The sequence below is a fragment of the Novosphingobium huizhouense genome (assembly GCF_020179475.1).
GTDB lineage: Bacteria > Pseudomonadota > Alphaproteobacteria > Sphingomonadales > Sphingomonadaceae > Novosphingobium > Novosphingobium huizhouense.
This window is the reverse complement of record NZ_JAILXZ010000001.1, coordinates 531983-552965: the sequence shown is the minus strand read 5'-3', so window position 1 is coordinate 552965 and position 20983 is coordinate 531983. Positions and strand designations below refer to the sequence as shown.

The window sequence follows — 20983 nt, the reverse complement described above, 5'->3', positions numbered from 1 at the left end:
GGCAGGGACCAGCCCTCGACGATCGGCTGCACGATGATACGGGATGGCGCTTGGTGATGACTGGAATTGACATGGCCCGGGCAACCCCCGCCGTGAAGCGTGTTTCCCCCCTGGCCATGGCCCTGCTCGCGACCACCGCGCTCGTCGCGCTGCCCGATGCGGCGCAGGCTGCTTCCAAACCCAAGCCGGGCAAGGCGGTTCCGATCGCAGCCGATGCGCCTGCCGCGCCGGTGCGCGCGGCCCCTGCGGTCGATCCGGCGGCGCCGCTCCAGACCGTCCGCTCGATCGACGTCCAGGGCGCGCAGCGGCTCGAGCCCGACACCATCCTGTCGTACATCCGTCTGCGCGTGGGCGATACCTACAGCCAGTCGGCCGGCGACCAGGTGCTCAAGGACCTCTACGCCACCGAGCTGTTCGCCGACGTCTCGCTCAAGAACGACAACGGCGCGATCACGATCGAGGTCAAGGAAAACCCGGTCGTCAACCGCATCATCCTCGAAGGCAACAAGCGGTTGAAGGAGGACAAGATCCTCCCCGAGATCAAGCTGACCGCGCGCCAGATCTTCACGCGGTCCAAGGTCCGCGCCGACGTTGCGCGGATCATCGAGCTGTACAAGCGGCAGGGCCGTTTCGCCGCTTCGGTCGAGCCCAAGATGGTGATGCTCGACCAGAACCGCGTCGACATCGTGTTCGAGATCACCGAAGGGCCCAAGTCCAAGGTCCGCCAGATCAACATCATCGGCAACGAGACCTTCTCGGACAGCGACCTGCGCAGCGAGATGGTGACCAAGCAGGCGCGCACCTTCCGCCTGTTCTCGAGCGGGACGAGCTACGATCCCGACCGCCTCGCCTTCGACCAGCAGAAGTTGCGCCAGTTCTACCTGACCAAGGGCTATGCCGATTTTCGCGTCGTCTCGGCGGTGGCCGAGCTGACCCCGGACAAGCGCGACTTCATCATCACCTACGTGGTCGAGGAAGGGAAGCGCTACAAGTTCGGCGACGTCAAGGTCGAGAGCCAGCTGCGCGACTTCGACGGCGCGGTGCTCGCCAAGCGGCTCGCGCTGCACAAGGGCGACTGGTACAACGCCAAGCTGGTCGAGGACACGGTCGACAGCCTGACCGAGACCGCGGGCACCTTCGGCTATGCCTTCGCCGACGTGCGCCCCGATTTCGACCGCAACAAGGATGACCTGACGATGTCGGTCACCTTCCGCATCGCCGATGCCCCGCGCGTCTATGTCGAGCGGGTCGACGTCAACGGCAACACGCTGACGCAGGACAAGGTCGTGCGCCGCGAGTTCCGCCTCGCCGAGGGCGATGCGTTCAACTCGTTCCAGATCAAGCGCTCGTCGAACCGCATCAAGTCGCTCGGCTACTTCCAGGAAAAGTTCGAGGTCGAGCAGAAGCAGGGCAGCGCGCCCGACCGCATCGTGCTCGAAGCCAACGTCGAGGAGAAGCCGACCGGGCAGCTCCAGCTCTCGGCCGGGTTCTCGAGCCTCGAGAGCTTCATCTTCCAGGCCTCGATCCAGCAGAACAACTTCCGCGGCCGCGGCCAGACGGTCGGCGCCAGCGTCGACTATTCGCGCTATTCGCGCTCGATCCAGCTGAGCTTCACCGAGCCGTACCTGTTCGATCGCAACGTTTCGTTCGGCATCGACGTCTATCGCCGCGACTACAACAGCTTCAACTACTACAACTCGAGCCGCAACACGACCTACAAGCAGGCGACCACCGGCTTCCAGGCGCGCGTCGGCGTCGCGCTGACCGAGTACATGTCGCTGGTCGGGCGCTACACGCTCAACTTCGACAACGTGACGCTCGACAAGACGCTCTACTACACCAACGGCGCCTGCGATCCGTTCAAGGGCGGGTTCTACCTGTGCGATGCGATCGGCAAGCGCACCAGCTCGATCCTCGGCGCCTCGCTGATCTACGACACGCTCGACAACCGCGTGCGGCCAACGCGGGGCACCTCGGTCGTGCTGGGCACCGACTTCGCCGGGCTCGGCGGTTCGGTGAAGTACGCGCGCATCACCGCCAATGCCGCCAAGTACTTCTCGGTGGGCAAGGGCTTCGTGTTCTCGCTGCGCGGCGAAGGCGGGGCGATCCAGCCGCTCGCCAAGCGCTACGACGAGAACGGCGTCGAGGTCGACGGCGTGCGCCTGACCGACCGGTTCTTCCTCGGCCAGCCGCAGCTGCGCGGCTTCGACATCCGCGGCGTTGGCCCGCGCGTGCTGCGCAAGTTCTACACCGGCCTCAACACCGACGGCACCGGCGGCGTGACCAGCACCAACCGCGACGACTGGCAGGACGACGCGATCGGCGGGCGCTACTACTACCTCGGCCACGCCGAGCTGGAGATCCCGCTGGGTTCGGGCGCGCGCGAGCTGGGCCTGCGGCCCTCGATCTTCGTCGATGCGGGCGCGGTGTTCAGCGTCAAGCGGCCGACGGTCAATCCGCTGGTGCTCGAGATCTCGAACAGCACGACCGGCGACGTCAAGTACGTCTCGGTCACGCCCGATCCGGCCAATCCGGCCAACTGGACCAACTACAGCATTCCGTCGGGTTATTCGGTGACGCGCAAGTTCACCGAAAGCTTCGTCGGCAATTCCGCCAAGCCGCGCGTCTCGGTCGGCGTCGGCGTGAACTGGAACTCGCCGTTCGGGCCGTTCCGCATCGACTTCGCCAAGGTTCTTTCCAAGGTCGACGGCGACGACCCGCAGGCCTTCACCTTCAACGTGGGAACACAGTTCTGATGAAACTCCGCATTGCTTCGGCCCTGATCGCGGGCCTTCTCGTTTCGGCTGCTCCCGCGGCCATGGCCCAGACCACCCCGGGCGGCACGATCGCCGCCGGCATCGCCGTCGCCAACCCGCCGGCGGTGGTCGCCGCGTCGAACGCCTTCAAGACCGCGCAGACCCAGCGCCCGGTCACCTACAAGGCGCAGATCGACCAGGCCAACACCCGCAAGGCCCAGATCGAAGCCCAGCTCAAGCCGCTGGTGGCCAAGCTCGAGGCGGATTCGAAGGCGGCCAACCCGAACCGCGCCGCGCTGCAGCAGCAGTACGAGCAGATCCAGCAGATCCAGCAGGCCGGCGAGCAGGAAATGCAGCAGATCCTCGCTCCGCTGAACCTGTCGCAGCAGTACGTGCTCGAGCAGATCGGCGACAAGCTCGACGACGCGACCCAGGCGGCGATGACCAAGAAGAAGATCACCATCGTCTATGACTCGCAGGGGATCATCAAGGCCGACCAGGTCTACAACCTCAACCAGGACATCCTGAACGAGCTCAACACGCTGCTGCCTTCGGCCCAGCTCGTGCCGCCCGCCGGCTGGCTGCCGCGCGCGCAGCGCGAACAGCAGCAGGCCGCCGCGGCCGCTTCCGCCGGCGCCGCCGCTCCGGCCGCCGCTCCGGCGACCAACACCAAGAAGCCGTCCGGCCGTTAAGTCGGAGCGCACCGGGGAATGACCGAAGGGACCCAGCCGGAAGCGGCCGCGCCTGCGCCGCTTTCGTTCGACATCAAGGGCGTGATGGCGGCGCTGCCGCACCGCTATCCGCTGCTGCTGGTCGATCGCGTCGCCGAACTGGTCGTGGGGGAGCGCATCCACGCGATCAAGGCGGTGTCGATGAACGAGCAGTTCTTCCAGGGTCACTTCCCCGGCCGCCCGATCATGCCGGGCGTGCTGCAGATCGAGGCGCTGGCGCAGGCCGCCGGCGTCCTCGCGGTCGAGACGCTGGGCCTCGCCGGCACGGGCAAGCTCGTCTACTTCATGGCGATCGAGGAGGCGAAGTTCCGCACGCCGGTCGAGCCCGGCTGCCTGCTCGATCTGCACGTCGAATTCACCCAGAAGCGCGCGCGCGTCTGCAAGTTCGCCGGGCGCGCCATGCTCGGCGACAGGATCGCGACCGAGTGCAGCTTCACCGCGATGATCGCCGACTCCTGAGAAATAGGGTGCGCGGCCCCACTGGCGGCGCCCGAGGGCAGCGGTTAAGGCGGTTCCCGAAGGAGACCTGCCCATGGCCCGTGCCGAAACGATCGCGCTGTTGTCCCGCTATTACGCCGCGTTCAACGCGCGCGACTGGCAGGGCATGCTCGATTGCCTGGCCGAGGACGTGGCGCACGACGTGAACCAGGGCGAGCGGGTGGTCGGCAAGGCGGCCTTCGAGCAATTCCTTGCCCACATGGAGCGCTGCTACGCCGAGCAGTTGACCGACATCGTGCTGATGGCGAGCGACGACGGCGCCCGCGCTGCCGCCGAGTTCGTGGTCCATGGCCGGTACCTCGCGACCGACGAGGGCCTGCCCGAAGCCAGCGGGCAGACCTACGTGCTCCCCGCAGGCGCCTTCCTCGCCATTGCCGACGGGCGGATCAGCCGCCTGACGATGTACTACAACCTCGCCGACTGGGAAGCGCAGGTCATCGGCGCATGACCATTGCGGTGCGGCCGCTGACGGGGCCCGAGGTGCAGGCCGCGCTGGGCGACCTTGCCGCCTTGCGCATAGCGGTCTTTTCGGCCTTTCCCTATCTCTACGACGGCGACGAGGCCTACGAGGCCGCCTATCTCGCCGACTACGCCGCGTCGCAGGACGCGGTGCTGGTTGCAGCGTTCGATGGCGCGCGCATCGTCGGCGCCGCCACCGCTGCGCCGATGTGCCACCAGAACGCCGGGTTCCGCGCGCCGTTCGAGGCCCACGGGCTCGACAGCGCCGGGCTGTTCTACTTCGGCGAGAGCGTGCTGCTGCCCGATTACCGCGGGCGCGGCATCGGCCACGCCTTCTTTGATGCGCGCGAGGCGCAGGCCCGCGCCTGCGGCGCCGAGGCCGCGTGCTTTGCCGCGGTGATCCGCCCCGAGGACCATCCGGCGCGGCCCGCCGGCTATACCCCGCTGGACGCGTTCTGGACCCGGCGCGGCTATGCCCCGGTTGCGGGTCTTGTCGCGCGGCTCGCCTGGAAGGAGCACGGCGAGACAAGCGAAAGCGACAAGCCGATGCAGGTCTGGCTGCGCCGCTGGGGGGCGGCATGAACGCGTTCGGCTGGCAGGTCGCCGCCGCGCAGTACCCGATCGAACCGCTCGCCGACTGGGACGCCTATGCCGCCAAGCTCGCGCGCTGGGTCGCGCTCGGCGTCGAGGGCGGGGCCGACCTGCTGGTGTTCCCCGAATATGGCGCGATGGAGCTGGCCGCGCTCGACCCTTCGACGATGGGCGACCTCCACGGCTCGATCGCGACCGTCTCGGCGCTGCTGCCGCGGGTCGACGACCTCCACGCCGAGCTTGCCGCGCGCCACGGCGTGCACATCCTTGCCGCCAGTGCGCCGCGGCGCGATGCCGACGGGCGCTACCGCAACGTCGCGCGGCTGTTCGCGCCCAACGGAAATCGCGGCGCGCAGGAAAAGCTGGTGATGACCCGCTTCGAGCGCGAACAGTGGGCCATCGCGGCCGGCGACCGGCTCCGCCTGTTCGAGACCGCGCTCGGCCGGATTGCGGTGACGATCTGCTACGACAGCGAATTCCCGCTGCTCGCCCGCGCCGCCGTGGAGGCGGGCGCCGAAGTGCTGCTGGTGCCGAGCTGCACCGATAGCCTGCACGGCTACTGGCGCGTGCGGATCGGCGCGCAGGCGCGCGCGCTGGAAGGGCAATGCTACGTGGTCCAGTCGCCCACCGTGGGCGAGGCGGCGTGGTCGCCGGCGGTCGACGTCAACCGCGGTGCCGCCGGGGTCTATGGCCCGCCCGACGCGGTGCGCGGCGGCGACTGGGCCATGCCCGAGGACGGCGTGCTCGCGCTGGGCGAGGAAGGCGCGGCGGGCTGGGTCCACGCCCGCATCGATCCCGCGCTGGTCGCCGAACTGCGCGCCGACGGCGGCGTGCTCAATGCCCGGCACTGGCGCGAGCAGCCCGGCGCCGTCCCGCTCCCTCCGGTCGAGATCGTGAGCCTGCTGTGAAGATCGATCCCTTCATCCTGATCATGCTGGCGACGGTTGCGCTGGCCAGCCTGTTTCCCGCGACCGGCGCTGCCGCGCTCGTCGTCGACGGCGTCGCCACCGCGGCCATCGCGCTGCTGTTCTTCCTCCACGGCGTGCGGCTGAAGCGCGAGACGCTGGTGACCGCGGCGACCGACTGGAAGATCCATCTGCTGATCCTGGCCTGCACCTTCGTGATGTTCCCGCTGCTCGGCATCGCGCTGCACCTTGCGCTGCCCGGCCTCCTCCCGCCGGCGCTGTGGATCGGCGTGCTCTACCTGTGCGCGCTGCCCTCGACGGTGCAGTCGTCGATCGCGTTCACCTCGATGGCGCGGGGCAATGTCGCGGTGGCGCTGTGCGCGGCGGCCTTCTCCAACCTGTTCGGGGTGATGGTCACGCCGTTCCTGGCGAGCGCGCTGCTCGGCACGCAAGGCGGCATCTCGGCCGGGCAGGTGGGCAAGATCGCCAGCCAGCTGCTGCTGCCGTTCGTGCTGGGCCACCTGCTGCGCCCCTGGCTCGGCGCCTGGGCCGAGCGCAACCGCAAGCTGCTGACCTTCACCGATCGCGGCACGATCGTGCTGGCGGTCTATTCCTCGTTCGCCGCCGCCGTGGTCGAAGGGCTGTGGCACAAGGTCGCGCCGCTGCAGATGCTGGCGGTGCTGGGGCTGTGCCTGCTGCTGCTTGCCGTGGTGCTGGCGCTGACCACCGTGATCGCGCGGGCGCTCGGCTATGCGACGGCGGAGGAGATCGCGATCGTCTTCGTCGGCTCGAAGAAGTCGCTGGCGAGCGGGGCGCCGATGGCCAAGATCATCTTCCCCCCGGCGGTGGCGGGCGCCGCCATCCTGCCGGTGATGATCTTCCACCAGGCGCAGCTGATGGCCTGCGCGGCGATCGCCCGGCGCTATGCCGCGCGCGCGGGCGATTGACGCCAGGCGCTGTCACGGCACTGTCGCGCGAAGGTCATAGCGGGCGTCCTCGGTCAAGCCTGAAGGAGGAATCGCCATGACCCTGTCCCTTTCCCGTCGTGAGATTCTGGCCGGGACCGCGGCCTTCGCGCTGTGCGGGATGGCCGCGCCGCAGCGCAAGACCCGGGTGATGCCGCCGGTGCCGCCGCAGGCCTACGTCTTCGGCCACCGCGGCGCCTGCGCGCTGCGCCCCGAGCATACGCTTGCCTCCTACGGCCGCGCGATGGCCGACGGCGCCGACTTCGTCGAGCCCGATCTCGTGCCGACCAAGGACGGGGTGCTCGTCGCCCGCCACGAGCCCAACATCGCCGAGACCACCGATGTCGCCGCCCATCCCGAGTTCGCCGACCGCCGCAAGGTACTGACGATCGACGGCGAACAGCAGGAAGGCTGGTTCACCCACGACTTCACGCTGGCCGAGCTCAAGACCCTGCGCTGCAAGGAGCGGCTCGGCGCGGTCCGCCCCGAAAGCATGAGCTACGACGGCAAGTTCGAGATCGTCACGCTCGACGAGATCGTCGCTTTCGTCCAGGCCGAGGGCGCCAAGGCCAAGCGCGAGGTCGGGCTGATCCCCGAGATCAAGCACTCCACCTTCTTCGCCGCTGCCGGCTTCGACATGGAGGGGCTGTTCCTCGCCGCCTTCAACCGCCTGCCCTACCTCCAGGACGCGCCGCTGATCGTGCAGTCGTTCGAGACCGCCGGTCTCAAGCGCCTGCGCCGCGAGATCGGCCAGTACGGCAATGTCCAGCTGATGCAGCTGTTCGACGACGACGCCAAGCGCCCCGCCGACATCGTCGCCGCCAAGGGCAAGACGACCTATGGCGACATGGCGACGCCCAAGGGCTTCTATGTCGTGGCCGATTATGCCGACTGGGTCTGCGCCCCGACCGAGCGCATCTTCAACACCCGCGACGAGGGCCGCCATCTGGTGCGCACCGAGTTCCTCGCCGATGCCCAGCGCGCCGAGCTGCTGGTCGGGGCCTATACCTTCCGCCCGGAAAACCGCTTCCTGCCGCCCAACTTGCGCAACGGCGGCGAGAACGAGCGCAACCAGGCAGGCGCGGTCGCCTACATGCGCCGCTTCCTCAATGCCGGGGTCAACGGCGTGTTCACCGACGATCCGGCGATCGGCCGCCTCGCCGAGAGCGACTGGGGGCAGTAAGGCAGCGTGGCTGGTGACGCGGCGATCGTGCTGGGCTAGGGCTGCGGCATGATTGCCATTGAAACCGGATCGCGCTGATGGACGCCGCCGAACAGGTCCACGCCAAGTTCCTTGCCGCGCTCGAGCGCGGCACGTTGCGCCGCCGCTCCAACCTCGGCCTTGCCGAGGCGGGCCTGGCGCCGGCGCGCGCGGCGGCGCTGCTCCATTCGCAGATGACCAGCCGCCAGCTCGATCGTCTCAGCCGCAAGCTGCAGGCCCGCGGCGAGGGGTTCTACACGATCGGATCGTCGGGCCACGAAGGCAACGCGGTGCTGGCGGAAGCCTCGCGCACCGACGACATCGCCTTCCTCCACTATCGCGACGCCGCCTTCCAGATCCACCGCGCCAGCCGCGTGCCGGGCGAAACCCCGGCGTGGGACATGCTGCTGTCCTTCACGGCGAGCGCCGAGGATCCGATCTCGGGCGGGCGGCACAAGGTGCTCGGCTCCAAGCGGCTGATGATCCCGCCGCAGACCAGCACCATCGCCAGCCATCTGCCCAAGGCGGTCGGCGCGGCCTTTTCCATCGGCATTGCCCGCCGCATGGGCTGGAACGATACAGTGCTCGCCAGCGACGGGGTGGTGATCTGCTCGTTCGGCGATGCCAGCGCCAACCACTCGACGGCCGTCGGCGCGCTCAACACCGCCGCCTGGGCCGCGTTCCAGAACACGCCGATGCCGATCGTGTTCGTCTGCGAAGACAACGGCATCGGCATTTCGACGCGCACCCCGCCGGGCTGGATCGAAGCGGCCTGGTCGAACCGTGCCGGGCTTCGCTACATCGCCGCCGACGGCTGCGATCTCGCCGATGCCCACCGCGCCGCGCGCGAGGCGATCGATTTTGCGCGGGCCAAGCGCAAGCCGGTGTACCTGCACCTCAAGACCGTGCGGCTCTACGGCCATGCCGGCAACGACATGCAGCTCGCCTATCTGAGCAAGGACCACATCGCCGCCGACGAGGCGCGCGATCCGCTGCTGGCGAGCGCGGCGCTGCTGATCGAGGAAGGGGTGATGACCGCCGCCGAGATCGCCGACGAATACAACGCCATCGAAGCCTCGCTCGCCGCGGCGGTCGAACAGGCGATCCGCCGCCCCAAGCTGAAGGATGCGGCCGAAGTCATGGCGAGCATCGTTCCGCCCCGGCGCGAAGGCGGCGACCGCCCGCCCGCTCCGGCCGAGGCGCGCGCCGCGCTGTTCGCCGACGAGGCGAGCGCGATGGCCAAGCCCCAGCACATGGCCAAGCTGATCTCGTGGGGCCTCGCCGACGTGCTGCTGCAATACCCCAACGCCATCGTCTGTGGCGAGGACGTGGGGCCCAAGGGCGGGGTCTATGCCTGCACGCAGAAGCTGCACCAGCGCTTCGGTTCGGCCCGCGTGATCAACACGCTGCTCGACGAGCAGGCGATCCTCGGCCTCGCCATCGGGGCCGCACACAACAACCTGCTGCCGCTGCCCGAAGTGCAGTTCCTCGCCTATGTCCACAATGCCGAGGACCAGATCCGCGGCGAGGCGGCGACGCTGCCGTTCTTCTCCAACGGGCAGTTCACCAATCCGATGGTGCTGCGCATCGCCGGGTTGCCCTACCAGAAGGGCTTCGGCGGGCACTTCCACAACGACAACAGCCTCGCCGTATTCCGCGACATTCCCGGCGTGATCCTGGCCGTGCCGTCGAACGGGCGCGATGCCGTGGCGATGCTGCGCGAATGCGTGCGGCTGGCGCACGAGGAACAGCGCGTGGTCGTCTTCGTCGAACCGATCGCGCTCTACATGACCCGCGATCTCCATGCCGAAGGCGATGGCGAGATGACCGGGCTCTACCCGCCGCCCGGCGAACACGTCGTGCGCATCGGCGAACCGGGCGTGCATGGCGATGGCGCCGACCTTGCCATCGTCACCTACGGCAACGGCACGTTCCTCGCGCGCCAGGCGCAGAAGCTGCTGGCCGCACAGGGCGTCGCCGCGCGGGTGATCGACCTGCGCTGGCTCGCCCCGCTGCCCGAGGAGGCGTTGCTTGCCGCCACCGCGCCTTGCGCGCACGTGCTGATCGTCGACGAATGCCGCGTCACCGGATCGCAGAGCGAGGCGCTGATGGCGCTGTTCGCCGAACGCCAGCCGGACAAGCCGACGACGCGCCTGGCCGCGACCGACAGCTTCATCCCGCTCGCGCGCGCCGCCACCCACACGCTGCCGAGCCGCGACATGATCGTCGCCCGCGCGCTGGAGATGGTCCGTGGCTGAGGCACCCGCGAAGGAACGCATCGTCGTCGTCTGTCCGGGGCGCGGCACCTACAACGCGCCAGAGCTCGGCTACCTTGCACGCCACCACGCGGGCGAGGCGCTGCTGTCGCGCTTCGACGCGATCCGCGAGCAGGCCGGCAAGGCGGCGCTGACCGCGCTCGACGCCGCGCCCAAGTTCACCCCGGCGCACCTCAAGGGCGATGTCGCCGCGCCGCTGATCCACGCCTGCGCCTATCTCGATTTCCTTGCGCTCGACCGCGACCGCTTCGAGATCGTCGCGGTCACCGGCAATTCGATGGGCTGGTACACCGCGCTCGCCTGCGCTGGCGCGGTCGGCGCCGAGGAGGCGTTCCGCATCGCCGATGCGATGGGCGTCAATTCGCAGGCGCACGACGAGGGCGGGCAGAGCGTGCTGGTCCTCGCCGGCGAGGACTGGCGCGTCGATCCATCGCGCGAGGACGAGATCGCGGCGCTGATGGCGGCGCACGGCGTGCTGCCCTCGATCCGGCTCGGCGGGATGCTGGTGGTGGCCGGCCCCGCGGCCGCGCTCGCCGCGTTCGAGTCCGCGCTGCCGCCGCTGTCGCGCCCGCCGATGCGGCTGCCCGGCCACGGCCCCTTCCACACCCCGCTGATGCACCCGAGCGCCGCCGCCGCGCGCGCCTCGCTGCCGCAGGCCTGGTTCGGCCAGCCGCAGATCCCGCTGATCGACGGGCGCGGCGCGATCTGGCGGCGCGCCTCGACCGATCCTGCGGCGCTGTGGGACTACACCTTCGGCCACCAGATCCTCGAGCCTTACGACTTCACCGCCGCGATCACCGTCGCGCTCAAGGAGTTCGCCCCCGACCGGCTGGTCCTGCTCGGCCCGGGCGAAACCTTGGGCGGCGCGATCGGGCAGGTGCTGGTGCGCAATCGGTGGCTGGACATTTCGTCGCGAAACGGTTTTTCTGCACGGCAGGAAGAGGATCCGTTCCTGATCGGCGTTGGCAGGGCAAGCCAGCGGGGTATCGTGATCCGATGACGACAAGGCACCAGGCTCTGATCCGGCAGGAGCGGTGATGCAGCCGCGCATCCTGTTCGTCTGTCTCGGCAACATCTGCCGCTCGCCGATGGCCGAGGCGGCGTTGCGCGCGCGCGCGGTGGCGGCGGGCATCGCGCTCACCATCGATTCGGCGGGCACCGGCAGCTGGCATGTCGGCAACCCGCCCGATCCGCGCGCCCAGGCCGAGGCGCTGCGCCACGGGATCGACATCTCCGCCTACCGGGCGCGGCAGGTGCGCGAGGAGGATTTCCGCACCTTCGACACGATCTACGCGCTCGATCCCTACAACCTGCGCGATCTCCACGCGGTTGCCCCGCGCCGGCCGCTGGCGAAGGTCGCGCTGCTGATGGACCTCGTCCCCGGTCGGGCGGGCACCGCGGTGATCGACCCGTTCTATGGCGACGAGCACGATTTCGCCGCGGCGTGGGACGATGTCGATGCCGCGGCCGCGCAGATCGTGGCGCAGTTCAGCCGGCGCTGATCGCCCCGGTTCGCCCGCCGCCCGCACCTGCTGCACCCACCACGCCCAGGATCGCCTCGATCACCCCGCTGCGCGCGGCGCGCCCGTGCTCGCCCGGTTCGAGCGCAAGCCCCACCGTCCGCCGCAGCGCGAAGCCCGCCAGCGGCCGCAGCGTCACCCCGGGCGTGCCGAGGCTGGCAGGCATCACGGTCAGCCCGAGCCCGGCGCGGACGTAGCCGGCGACGCGTTCCTCGCTCATCGAGCGCGCGGCCATGAACGGGCGCACCCCGCGCGCGGTGAAGAACTGGCTGACCAGCGGCAGCGCCTCGCACTGGCGGCGCACCAGCATGGGCTCGTCGACCAGTTGCTCGGCGGGGATCGCGGATTCGGCGGCGAGCGGATGCGCATCCGCGAGCGCGAGCAGGTAGGGCTCGTCGAACAGCGGCACCGTGCGCCGCGCCGCGCCCGCATCCAGCGGGCCCAGCGTCAGGTCGACCCGCCCGCGATCGAGCAGCGCGGCCAGCTCGCCCGCTCGCCGCTCCACCAGTTCGAGTCGCACGCCCGGCAGCGCGCGGCAGGCCGCAACGATCGCCTCGACGAACGGCGCCGCCAGCGTCGCCGCCAGCCCCAGCCGGATCGTCGTCACCGCGTGGGTTTCGGCAAGCGCCGCCTGCGCCTCGAGGAACGCTGCCTCGATCCGCCGCGCCGGCTCGACCAGCCGCGCGCCCGCCTCGGTCAGTTCCACGCGGCGGTTGGAGCGCACGAACAGCGGCGCGCCCAGGTCGCGCTCGAGCCGGGCGATCCCGGCCGAGACCGTCGGCTGCGACACGCGGGTCAGGTCGGCCGCGCGGCTGAACGATCCGGTATCGACCACGGCAAGGAAATAGCGAAGCAGGAGCCGGTCCATGATAGCATTCTTCTATGCACTGCATGAAGCCGCGCCAAGTGGTCATCGGCCCGCGGTGTGATAGCATCGCCGCCAAACTGCTGATGGAGGATGCCTTGCGTGCGACGCCCGATCTCGATTTCGGCCTGACCGAAAGCGCGCTGATGATCCGCGAAGCCGCCGGCCGCTTCGCCGACGAGCAGATCGCCCCGATTTCTGCCGAGATCGACCGCAACGACCGCTTCCCGCGCGAACTGTGGGAGCCGATGGGCGCGCTTGGCTTGCACGGCGTGACCGTCGAAGAGGAATGGGGCGGGCTCGGCCTCGGCTATCTCGACCATGTCATCGCCGTCGAGGAGGTCAGCCGCGCCAGCGGCTCGGTCGGCCTCAGCTACGGCGCGCACTCGAACCTCTGCGTCAACCAGATCCGCCGCTGGGGCAACCCTGAGCAGAAGGCGAAGTACCTGCCCAAGCTCGTTTCGGGCGAACACGTCGGCAGCCTCGCCATGTCCGAAACCGGCGCCGGCTCCGATGTCGTGTCGATGAAGCTGCGCGCCGATGCGGTCCCCGGCGGATTCCGCCTCAACGGCACCAAGTTCTGGATCACCAACGGCACTTATGCCGATACGCTGGTGGTCTATGCCAAGACCGCGCCGGAGGCGGGCAGCCGCGGCATCACCGCGTTCCTGATCGAAAAGGACATGCCCGGCTTTTCGATAGGGCAGAAAATCGACAAGATGGGCTTGCGCGGCTCGCCCACGGCCGAGCTGGTGTTCGAAGACTGCTTCGTGCCGGAAGAAAACGTCATGGGCCCGCTGCACGGCGGCGTCGGCGTGCTGATGAGCGGCCTCGACTACGAACGCGTCGTCCTCGCCGGCATGCAGATCGGCATCATGCAGGCCTGCCTCGACACGGTCATTCCCTACGTCCGCGAACGCAAGCAGTTCGGCAAGCCAATCGGCGCGTTCCAGCTGATGCAGGCGAAGGTCGCCGACATGTACGTCGCGCTGCAATCGGCGCGCGCCTATGTCTACACCGTCGCCCGCGCCTGCGATGCGGGGCAGACCACGCGCTTCGATGCGGCGGGTGCGATCCTGCTCGCCAGCGAAAGCGCGTTCCGCGTGGCGGGCGAAGCGGTGCAGGCCTTGGGCGGCGCGGGTTACACCAAGGACTGGCCGGTCGAACGCTACCTGCGCGATGCCAAGCTGCTCGACATCGGCGCCGGGACCAACGAAATCCGCCGCATGCTGATCGGGCGCGAGCTGATCGGAGCGGGGTCGTGAGGACAAGCCTGACCCCTCCGTCAGCCCTGCGGGCTGCCACCTCCCCGTTTGGCCCTTCGACAAGCTCAGGGCAAAACGGGGAGGAACCGCTCCTCCCCATTTTCGCAGCGCGCAAATGGGGAGGTGGCAGTCGCGAAGCGGCTGACGGAGGGGTCCTGATTCAAAGCGAGCAAGCCGCATGACCGCCCCCGTCCTTCCGACCAACCTCGACCTCTCGAGCCCCCAGGCCCGGGCGCGCGCCGCGCACAACCGGGCGCTGGCCGATGACTTGCGCGCCCGCGTCGCGCAGGCCGCGCTTGGCGGCGATGCGCGCAGCCAAGACCGCCACGTTGCCCGTGGCAAGCTGCTGCCGCGCGACCGGGTGGAGCGCCTGCTCGATCCGGGTTCGCCCTTCCTCGAACTGGGCCAGCTCGCCGCCAACGGCATGTATGGCGATGAAGTGCCGGGCGCGGGCATCATCACCGGCGTCGGGCGCGTCTCGGGCCGGCAATGCATGATCTTCGCCAACGACGCGACGGTGAAGGGCGGCACCTACTTCCCGATGACGGTGAAGAAGCACCTGCGCGCGCAGGAGATCGCGCAGGAAAACCACCTGCCGTGCATCTACCTCGTCGACAGCGGCGGGGCGAACCTGCCCAACCAGGCCGAGGTCTTCCCCGACCGCGACCACTTCGGCCGATTCTTCTTCAACCAGGCGAACATGAGCGCGCGCGGCATCCCGCAGATCGCCAGCGTGATGGGCAGCTGCACCGCCGGCGGCGCCTATGTGCCGGCGATGAGCGATGAAACCGTGATCGTGAAGGGGCAGGGCACGATCTTCCTCGCCGGCCCCCCGCTGGTGAAGGCCGCGACGGGCGAGGAAATCAGCGCCGAAGACCTCGGCGGCGGCGATCTCCATGCGCGCAAGTCGGGCGTGGTCGATCACCTCGCCGACAACGACGAGCACGCGCTGACGATTGTCAGGGACATCGTTTCCCACCTCTCGGGCCCGTTCGTGTCGAGCGAAGTCGAGACAGGCGCGCGCAAGGCTCCGGTTCCGCCGAAGTACGATCCGCAGGACCTCTACGCCATCGTGCCCGAAGACGTGCGCGCGCCCTACGACGTGCACGAAGTCATCGCGCGGATCGTCGATGGCTCGGAGTTCCATGAATTCAAGGCGCTGTATGGCGCCACGCTGGTCTGCGGCTTTGCCCATATCTGGGGCATGCCGGTGGCGATCCTCGCCAACAACGGCGTGCTGTTCTCGGAAAGCGCGCAGAAGGGCGCGCACTTCATCGAACTCGCCTGCCAGCGCGGCATTCCGCTGCTGTTCCTGCAGAACATCTCCGGCTTCATGGTCGGCGGCAAGTACGAAGCCGAAGGCATCGCCAAGCACGGCGCCAAGCTGGTGACGGCGGTCGCCACCGCGCAAGTGCCCAAGATCACCGTGCTGATCGGCGGCAGCTTTGGCGCGGGCAACTATGGCATGTGCGGCAGAGCCTATTCGCCCCGGTTCCTGTTCACCTGGCCCAATGCGCGGATCAGCGTGATGGGCGGCGAACAGGCGGCGAGCGTGCTCGCCACCGTCCACCGCGATGCGGACAAGTGGACGAGCGAGGAAGCCGAGGCCTTCAAGGCCCCGATCCGCCAGAAATACGAAGACGAAGGCAATCCCTACTACGCCACCGCGCGCGGCTGGGACGACGGCGTCATCGACCCCGCCCAGACCCGCGACGTCGTCGGCCTCGCCCTCGAAGCCTGCCTCGCGGCGCCGATACCGGAGGCGCCCCGCTTCGGGGTGTTCCGGATGTGAGAAGCCTAGACAAGATCCTCCCCGAGCTTGTCTCGGGGAGGGGGACCGCCCGGCGCAGCCGGGTGGTGGAGGGGCAAGCGGCTGCGTGCAAACGCGACGATGCTCGCTGCGGCCCGTTCGGGATCGTCGAGGATGTTCGCCGCCGGAATACGCAAGGTCTCGATCCCCTCGGCTGCAAAGTAGGCGTCACGCGAGGCATCCCGCCGCGGGCGGTCGCCCATGTCGTGCGATCGTCCATCCACTTCGATCGCCACCCTCGCATCGCTGCAGTAGAAATCGAGGACATATGGTCCGCTCGGGTGCTGCCGGCGGAACTTGATCCCGTCCGGACGCGCCTTCAGAAATCGCCAGAGCAGAACTTCCGGCAGCGACATCTGGCGTCGCTGGCGTCTCGCCTTGCTGATCGTGCCGGTTTGCGGATCAGGCGAATTGTCGCGCAACATTCGAAAGCCCCTCCACCATGCTTCGCATGGTCCCCCTCCCCGAGCAAGCTCGGGAAGGATCTAGGAAATCGCGCATGATCCAGTCCCTGCTCATCGCCAATCGGGGCGAGATCGCCTGCCGTGTCATCCGCACCGCGCGCCGGCTCGGAATCCGCACCGTGGCGGTCTATTCCGACGCCGACGCCAACGCGCTGCATGTCCGTAGCGCCGACGAGGCGGTGCCCATCGGACCGGCCCCGGCGCGCGAGAGCTATCTGGTGGGCGAGCGGATCATCGCCGCCGCGCTGGCGACGGGGGCGGAGGCGATCCACCCCGGATACGGCTTCCTGTCGGAGAACGCCGCCTTCGCGCAGGCCGTGCTCGATGCGGGGCTGGTCTGGGTCGGGCCGAAGCCGGCCTCAATCACCGCGATGGGGCTGAAGGACGCGGCCAAGGCGCGGATGATCGCAGCCGGCGTGCCGGTGACGCCGGGCTACCTCGGCGAGGACCAGAGCCCCGAGCGGCTTCAGGCCGAAGCCGACGCCATCGGCTATCCGGTGCTGATCAAGGCGGTCGCGGGCGGCGGCGGCAAGGGCATGCGCCGGGTCGATGCGAGCGCCGACTTCGCCGAGGCGCTGGCGTCCTGCCGGCGCGAGGCCGCGGCCTCGTTCGGCGAGACCCGCGTGCTGATCGAGAAGTACATCCTCTCCCCCCGCCACATCGAGGTGCAGGTGTTCGGCGATGCCCACGGCAACGTGGTGCACCTGTTCGAGCGCGACTGTTCGCTCCAGCGCCGCCACCAGAAGGTGATCGAGGAGGCCCCCGCGCCGGGCATGGACGAAGCGACGCGCGAAGCCGTCTGCGCCGCCGCCGTCCGCGCGGCGAGGGCGGTGGACTACGAAGGCGCCGGCACCATCGAGTTCATCGCCGACGGCTCCGAAGGGCTGCGCGCGGACCGGGTGTGGTTCATGGAGATGAACACCCGCCTGCAGGTGGAGCACCCCGTCACCGAAGCGATCACCGGCGTCGATCTGGTCGAATGGCAGCTGCGCGTGGCGAGCGGGGAGCCGCTGCCGCGGCGGCAGGACGAGCTGTCCATCAACGGCTGGGCGATGGAAGCGCGGCTCTATGCCGAGGACCCGACCCGGGGCTTCCTGCCCAGCATCGGGCGGGTCGAGGATTTTCGCTACCCCGCGCAGCGCGCCCGGATCGACACCGGGGTCGAGGCGGGGGCGGAGATCTCGCCGTTCTACGATCCGATGATCGCCAAGCTGATCGTTCATCGCCCCACCCGGGCGCAAGCGATCGAGGGCCTGCGCCAGACGCTGGACGAAGGCGTGGTGGGGCCGCTGGTGACCAATGCCGGGTTCCTGTGGCGCCTGCTCGGCCATGCCGCATTCGAGGCGGGCGTGGTCGACACCGGGCTGATCGAGCGCAACCTCGAAACGCTGGCGGCGCGGCCCGAACCTTCGGCCGAAGCGCTGGCGCTGGCCGCGATGCGGCTGGCGGGGGCGGCGGGGGACACGCCGTGGAGCAGCCGGTCGGGCCTGCGCCTCAACGCGCCGTCGCAGCGCACCGTGCGGCTGGCGGACCAGTTCGGCCGCCGCTTCGAGACGACGCTGCGCGACGGGCAGGCCTCCCCGGCCGAGAGCGCGGCGGGCGTGAGCGAGGGCGGCGAACACTTCGTCCTGCGGCTCGCCCGGACCGAGGGCGGCGCCGGTGGCCTTGCCAGCGACGGAGCGATCCGCGCGCCGATGCCGGGGCGGGTGATCGCGGTCGATGTCGCTGACGGCGAACGGGTGACCAAGGGCCAGAAGCTGCTGGTCCTGGAAGCGATGAAGATGGAGCACGCGCTGACCGCGCCGTTCGACGGGACGGTCGCCGGCCTGACCGTGGAAGCGGGCGCGCAAGTGCAGGTCGAGGCGCTGCTGGCGCGGGTGGAGAAGGATTGATGGCGGGCAAGTTCTTCGACCAGTGGCAGGTGGGCGAGCGGATCGAGCACGAGATCCGCCGCACCGTGACCGAGACCGACAACCTGCTGTTTTCAACGATGACCCACAACCCGCAGCCGCTGCACATCGATGCCGAGGCGGCGCGGGCGAGCGAGTTCGGGCAGATCCTTGTCAACGGCACCTTCACTTTCGCGCTGATGGTCGGCCTGTCGGTCGGGGACACCACGCTCGGCACGCTGGTGGCGAACCTCGGCTACGACAAGCTGGTCATGCCCAAGCCCGTGTTCATCGGCGACACGATGCGCGCGACGAGCGAGGTGGTCGAGCTGAAGGATTCGAAATCGCGGCCCGGAGCGGGGATCGTCACCTTCCGCCACGAGCTGATCAACCAGCGCGGCGAGGTGGTCTGTTCGTGCCTGAGGACGGCGCTGATCCAGCGCAGGGGTTGACGGGGTTTACACTGTCCAGGGAACAAATCGGCAGGCCCCGCAAAGCCCCGGACGGCGGTGTGCGCACGAGGACCCCGCTTGCCCGATAGTGGGAAGCAAGTCCGCGTCGTTACCTGATTTTTACTCCGCTGCTGTTGGATCATCGGGCGATCCTAGCACTGGCGCCGCCTGTAGGACAGAGCCGGCCTTGCGCTCCCGCGGAGTTGCGAATACAATTTGCATATGCAACAGAAGAAGACCGACAAGCAGCCCTGCGTGGCGACGACGGTGCGCAAGGCCAATCGCGCGCTGACCCGGCTCTACGAAAGCGCGCTCGCCGAACACGGCTTGAGCCTGGCGCAATACAGCCTGCTCGACACGCTGGCGCGCGCCAAGGCGCTGCCGCTGGCGCGCCTCGCCGAGCGCGAACTGCTCGACCGCAGCTCGCTGACCCGCGCGCTGGTGCCGCTCGAGCGCGACGGCCTGGTGACGGTCGTCGACGGTCCGGCGCGCAGCCGCGTCGCCAGCCTGACCGACGCCGGCGCGACCCGCATCAAGGCGGCGCGCAAGAGCTGGACGGTGACCCAGGCAACGATCATCGCCCGGATCGGCCCGCAGAACTGGGCGGCGCTGGCCCCCTGGCTCGGCCAGATCGCCGAGCAGGCGAGCGTGCTCGCCGAAGTGCCGGTGGCGCTGCGCTGAACCGCGGGATCGTCTGACGGCGGATCGCCGCAGTGCGGGCCGATTGCAGCAGGCCGGGCGCAAGCGCAGCGGTCAGTCGTCGGACCGCATCGCCCAGGCGAGGGCGTTCTCGATCAGGCGGCGGTGCTCGGGATCGGCATAGACCTCCGGCCGATGGCCGATCGCCGAATAGGCCATGCGTCCCTTGCCGACGGCGCGCGTCCAGGCGATCGGGTGATCGCCCATGCGCAGATCGCGGCCGAAGCCGGTTCCGGGCGCATAGCTCGCTTCGTCGAGCGCGAGGACGACATGGGTGCCCGGCACGGTGCGCGGGCTCGCCACGAAGCTGTACCATTCGTCCTTCATCGACCATGCCGAAGGCAGGCCCCTGGCCATCGGCGAGCGCGGATCGTCGACCAGCACGCGGGCTTCCTGGAACTGCGGGTTCATCGGATGGCCGGCGAAGCGCGCGCCGATCAGGGTATCGGCATACCAAGGCCAGAAGCTGACCGGATCGCCCGACGAGCCGTGCATCCCGACATAGCCGCCGCCGTTTTCGACCCAGCGGCGAAAGGCGCGGCGCTGGCTCAGCGTCAGCACGTCTCCGCTGACGTTGTTCCACACCACGGCGCGGAAGCGGCGAAGGTCGGCGGGGTTGATCAGCCCGGCGCGATCGGTCGAGACGACCTGCCAGCCGCGCGCCTTCGCCAGATCGACGATCATGGCGTGGGCGGCGAGCACGCTGGGCGTGTCGCGAAAGCCGGTCATCTTTTCGAACAGGAGGATGGCGGGCTTGCCGGGGGCGAGGCGGTAGGGGGTGCGTTCGTCGTCGTAGCGGGCGCAGCGTGCGGCGCGATCCTCGGGCGTGACCGCCAGCTTGCGCAGCGCGGCATCGACCCGGTCGACCGATGCGGCATCGGCGCCGACGAACATCAGCGCTTCGCGCGGCGTGACGATCGCGCCGAAGGTCGGGGCGGCGGTGCCGGTCATCAGCGGCGGCAGTTTGGCGAGCATGCCGGGCGCGGCCTGTTCGACGGCGGCCGTGGCCGGCGTGCTGAGCAGGACATCGACCAGCGGCGATGCGGCCGAGAACGGCGCGTCGCGCAACGGGCAATCGAGCGGCGCGCGCGCCTGCGCGGCAGGGGTGAGCGCAAGGCCGAGCGCGGCGGCGAGGAGCGTGCGGACCGGGTTCATCGGGCGGAACTATGCGCAGGTCCCGCCTTCCCGGCAAGCCGCGCTCAACCCAGCACGCGCGGCGGGCGGACGTAGTCGAAGGGGCTGGCGCCGTCCCAGTTGGCGCCGTCGGGGTAGCGCAGCTCGATGCCGGCGAGGTCGCTTTCGGGGAGAAGGGCCATGTTGACGCCCATCATCGTGTTGCCGTGCGCGGCGATGGCGCTTTCGGTGAGGGTGAAGTGGGTGGTCGCGCCGCAGGTCGGGCAGAAGGCGATCTCGGCGGAGGGATCGGGCTTGTCGGTGCGGCGGTAGCGGGTGGGCTGGCCCGTGATCTGCACCTGTTCGGGGGCGAAGTAGCCCCAGCGCGCGCCGGTCTTGCGGCAGAGCGAGCAGTTGCAGGCGAAGACGAAGTCGGGGCGGGTGTCGATGGTGACTGAGATCGCGCCGCAATGGCAGGTCAGGTTAGGGCAGGATAGGTTTTTCATTTCCGAGGCTTAGCACGG

The 20983-nt window shown here is 69.3% G+C and carries 20 protein-coding genes; 16 read left to right on the top strand and 4 right to left on the bottom strand.

The features are described from left to right. Positions 1-71: 71 nt before the first annotated feature. The 11 genes from bamA to K3A85_RS02670 all read left to right on the top strand — a co-directional run bounded on the left by bamA (position 72) and on the right by K3A85_RS02670 (position 11884). Positions 72-2756: an outer membrane protein assembly factor BamA gene (bamA, locus tag K3A85_RS02720; RefSeq protein WP_404822878.1), complete on the top strand. Its 2685-nt coding sequence runs from the start codon at positions 72-74 to the stop codon at positions 2754-2756. Beyond that, positions 2756-3448, top strand: a complete 693-nt coding sequence (locus tag K3A85_RS02715) for an OmpH family outer membrane protein (protein WP_225204960.1) — start codon at positions 2756-2758, stop codon at positions 3446-3448. Before bamA ends, K3A85_RS02715 begins: the two co-directional genes overlap by 1 nt. A gap of 18 nt (positions 3449-3466) precedes the next feature. Next, positions 3467-3946 carry a 3-hydroxyacyl-ACP dehydratase FabZ gene (gene fabZ, locus K3A85_RS02710; RefSeq protein ID WP_225204959.1) on the top strand — a complete coding sequence of 160 codons (480 nt, stop codon included), beginning with the start codon at positions 3467-3469 and terminating at the stop codon, positions 3944-3946. Between the two features lie 73 nt (positions 3947-4019). Further along, positions 4020-4433, top strand: coding sequence for a ketosteroid isomerase-related protein (locus K3A85_RS02705; RefSeq protein WP_225204958.1), 414 nt, complete (start codon positions 4020-4022; stop codon positions 4431-4433). Beyond that, positions 4430-5026 carry a GNAT family N-acetyltransferase gene (locus tag K3A85_RS02700; protein WP_225204957.1) on the top strand — a complete coding sequence of 199 codons (597 nt, stop codon included), beginning with the start codon at positions 4430-4432 and terminating at the stop codon, positions 5024-5026. The genes K3A85_RS02705 and K3A85_RS02700 overlap by 4 nt, the downstream gene beginning before the upstream one ends. Next, positions 5023-5943: a carbon-nitrogen hydrolase family protein gene (locus tag K3A85_RS02695; RefSeq protein ID WP_225204956.1), complete on the top strand. Its 921-nt coding sequence runs from the start codon at positions 5023-5025 to the stop codon at positions 5941-5943. The genes K3A85_RS02700 and K3A85_RS02695 overlap by 4 nt, the downstream gene beginning before the upstream one ends. Further along, entirely contained in the window at positions 5940-6887 is a 948-nt protein-coding gene (locus tag K3A85_RS02690) for a bile acid:sodium symporter family protein (protein WP_225204955.1), read from the top strand. The genes K3A85_RS02695 and K3A85_RS02690 overlap by 4 nt, the downstream gene beginning before the upstream one ends. Before the next feature lie 76 nt (positions 6888-6963). After that, positions 6964-8088 carry a glycerophosphodiester phosphodiesterase family protein gene (locus K3A85_RS02685; RefSeq protein ID WP_225204954.1) on the top strand — a complete coding sequence of 375 codons (1125 nt, stop codon included), beginning with the start codon at positions 6964-6966 and terminating at the stop codon, positions 8086-8088. A gap of 77 nt (positions 8089-8165) precedes the next feature. Continuing rightward, the gene (locus tag K3A85_RS02680) at positions 8166-10364 is read left to right on the top strand and encodes a dehydrogenase E1 component subunit alpha/beta (protein WP_225204953.1); all 2199 of its coding nucleotides are present in this window, start codon (positions 8166-8168) and stop codon (positions 10362-10364) included. Continuing rightward, complete coding sequence (locus tag K3A85_RS02675; RefSeq protein WP_225204952.1) at positions 10357-11382, top strand: ACP S-malonyltransferase; 1026 nt, start codon at positions 10357-10359, stop codon at positions 11380-11382. The genes K3A85_RS02680 and K3A85_RS02675 overlap by 8 nt, the downstream gene beginning before the upstream one ends. A 37-nt stretch (positions 11383-11419) precedes the next feature. Further along, a complete protein-coding gene (locus tag K3A85_RS02670; RefSeq protein WP_225204951.1) occupies positions 11420-11884 on the top strand; it encodes a low molecular weight protein-tyrosine-phosphatase in 465 nt (154 codons plus the stop codon). Here K3A85_RS02670 and K3A85_RS02665 read toward each other — a convergent pair. Then, complete coding sequence (locus K3A85_RS02665) at positions 11871-12770, bottom strand: LysR family transcriptional regulator (RefSeq protein ID WP_225204950.1); 900 nt, start codon at positions 12768-12770, stop codon at positions 11871-11873. The two genes, K3A85_RS02670 and K3A85_RS02665, sit on opposite strands and share 14 nt — an antisense overlap. 95 nt (positions 12771-12865) lie before the next feature. Between K3A85_RS02665 and K3A85_RS02660 the strand changes: the two genes are divergently transcribed. Both K3A85_RS02660 and K3A85_RS02655 read left to right on the top strand, forming a co-directional pair. Then, entirely contained in the window at positions 12866-14032 is a 1167-nt protein-coding gene (locus K3A85_RS02660) for an isovaleryl-CoA dehydrogenase (RefSeq protein WP_318248075.1), read from the top strand. 178 nt (positions 14033-14210) lie between these two features. Beyond that, entirely contained in the window at positions 14211-15824 is a 1614-nt protein-coding gene (locus tag K3A85_RS02655) for a carboxyl transferase domain-containing protein (protein ID WP_225204949.1), read from the top strand. Between the two features lie 5 nt (positions 15825-15829). Here K3A85_RS02655 and K3A85_RS02650 read toward each other — a convergent pair whose 3' ends face one another. After that, entirely contained in the window at positions 15830-16267 is a 438-nt protein-coding gene (locus K3A85_RS02650) for an endonuclease domain-containing protein (protein WP_225204948.1), read from the bottom strand. A 74-nt stretch (positions 16268-16341) separates the two neighbouring features. On the opposite strand from K3A85_RS02650, the gene K3A85_RS02645 reads away from it, so the two are divergent. The 3 genes from K3A85_RS02645 to K3A85_RS02635 all read left to right on the top strand — a co-directional run bounded on the left by K3A85_RS02645 (position 16342) and on the right by K3A85_RS02635 (position 19328). After that, entirely contained in the window at positions 16342-18198 is a 1857-nt protein-coding gene (locus K3A85_RS02645) for an acetyl/propionyl/methylcrotonyl-CoA carboxylase subunit alpha (protein WP_225204947.1), read from the top strand. Beyond that, a complete protein-coding gene (locus K3A85_RS02640; RefSeq protein ID WP_225204946.1) occupies positions 18198-18647 on the top strand; it encodes a MaoC family dehydratase in 450 nt (149 codons plus the stop codon). Before K3A85_RS02645 ends, K3A85_RS02640 begins: the two co-directional genes overlap by 1 nt. 222 nt (positions 18648-18869) lie before the next feature. Beyond that, positions 18870-19328, top strand: coding sequence for a MarR family winged helix-turn-helix transcriptional regulator (locus K3A85_RS02635; protein ID WP_225204945.1), 459 nt, complete (start codon positions 18870-18872; stop codon positions 19326-19328). A 72-nt stretch (positions 19329-19400) separates the two neighbouring features. On the opposite strand, the gene K3A85_RS02630 is transcribed toward K3A85_RS02635, so the two are convergent. Beyond that, positions 19401-20501 carry a ThuA domain-containing protein gene (locus K3A85_RS02630; RefSeq protein WP_225204944.1) on the bottom strand — a complete coding sequence of 367 codons (1101 nt, stop codon included), beginning with the start codon at positions 20499-20501 and terminating at the stop codon, positions 19401-19403. A gap of 44 nt (positions 20502-20545) precedes the next feature. Next, the gene (locus K3A85_RS02625; RefSeq protein WP_225204943.1) at positions 20546-20965 is read right to left on the bottom strand and encodes a GFA family protein; all 420 of its coding nucleotides are present in this window, start codon (positions 20963-20965) and stop codon (positions 20546-20548) included. Between the last annotated feature and the right edge of the window lie 18 nt (positions 20966-20983).

Coding starts and splice junctions, on each gene's coding strand:
- bamA (WP_404822878.1), top strand. CDS start 72: ATGGCCCGGGCAACCCCCGCCGTGAAGCGTGTTTCCCCCCTGGCCATG.
- K3A85_RS02715 (WP_225204960.1), top strand. CDS start 2,756: ATGAAACTCCGCATTGCTTCGGCCCTGATCGCGGGCCTTCTCGTTTCG.
- fabZ (WP_225204959.1), top strand. CDS start 3,467: ATGACCGAAGGGACCCAGCCGGAAGCGGCCGCGCCTGCGCCGCTTTCG.
- K3A85_RS02705 (WP_225204958.1), top strand. CDS start 4,020: ATGGCCCGTGCCGAAACGATCGCGCTGTTGTCCCGCTATTACGCCGCG.
- K3A85_RS02700 (WP_225204957.1), top strand. CDS start 4,430: ATGACCATTGCGGTGCGGCCGCTGACGGGGCCCGAGGTGCAGGCCGCG.
- K3A85_RS02695 (WP_225204956.1), top strand. CDS start 5,023: ATGAACGCGTTCGGCTGGCAGGTCGCCGCCGCGCAGTACCCGATCGAA.
- K3A85_RS02685 (WP_225204954.1), top strand. CDS start 6,964: ATGACCCTGTCCCTTTCCCGTCGTGAGATTCTGGCCGGGACCGCGGCC.
- K3A85_RS02680 (WP_225204953.1), top strand. CDS start 8,166: ATGGACGCCGCCGAACAGGTCCACGCCAAGTTCCTTGCCGCGCTCGAG.
- K3A85_RS02670 (WP_225204951.1), top strand. CDS start 11,420: ATGCAGCCGCGCATCCTGTTCGTCTGTCTCGGCAACATCTGCCGCTCG.
- K3A85_RS02665 (WP_225204950.1), bottom strand. CDS start 12,770: ATGGACCGGCTCCTGCTTCGCTATTTCCTTGCCGTGGTCGATACCGGA.
- K3A85_RS02655 (WP_225204949.1), top strand. CDS start 14,211: ATGACCGCCCCCGTCCTTCCGACCAACCTCGACCTCTCGAGCCCCCAG.
- K3A85_RS02650 (WP_225204948.1), bottom strand. CDS start 16,267: ATGTTGCGCGACAATTCGCCTGATCCGCAAACCGGCACGATCAGCAAG.
- K3A85_RS02645 (WP_225204947.1), top strand. CDS start 16,342: ATGATCCAGTCCCTGCTCATCGCCAATCGGGGCGAGATCGCCTGCCGT.
- K3A85_RS02640 (WP_225204946.1), top strand. CDS start 18,198: ATGGCGGGCAAGTTCTTCGACCAGTGGCAGGTGGGCGAGCGGATCGAG.
- K3A85_RS02635 (WP_225204945.1), top strand. CDS start 18,870: ATGCAACAGAAGAAGACCGACAAGCAGCCCTGCGTGGCGACGACGGTG.
- K3A85_RS02630 (WP_225204944.1), bottom strand. CDS start 20,501: ATGAACCCGGTCCGCACGCTCCTCGCCGCCGCGCTCGGCCTTGCGCTC.
- K3A85_RS02625 (WP_225204943.1), bottom strand. CDS start 20,965: ATGAAAAACCTATCCTGCCCTAACCTGACCTGCCATTGCGGCGCGATC.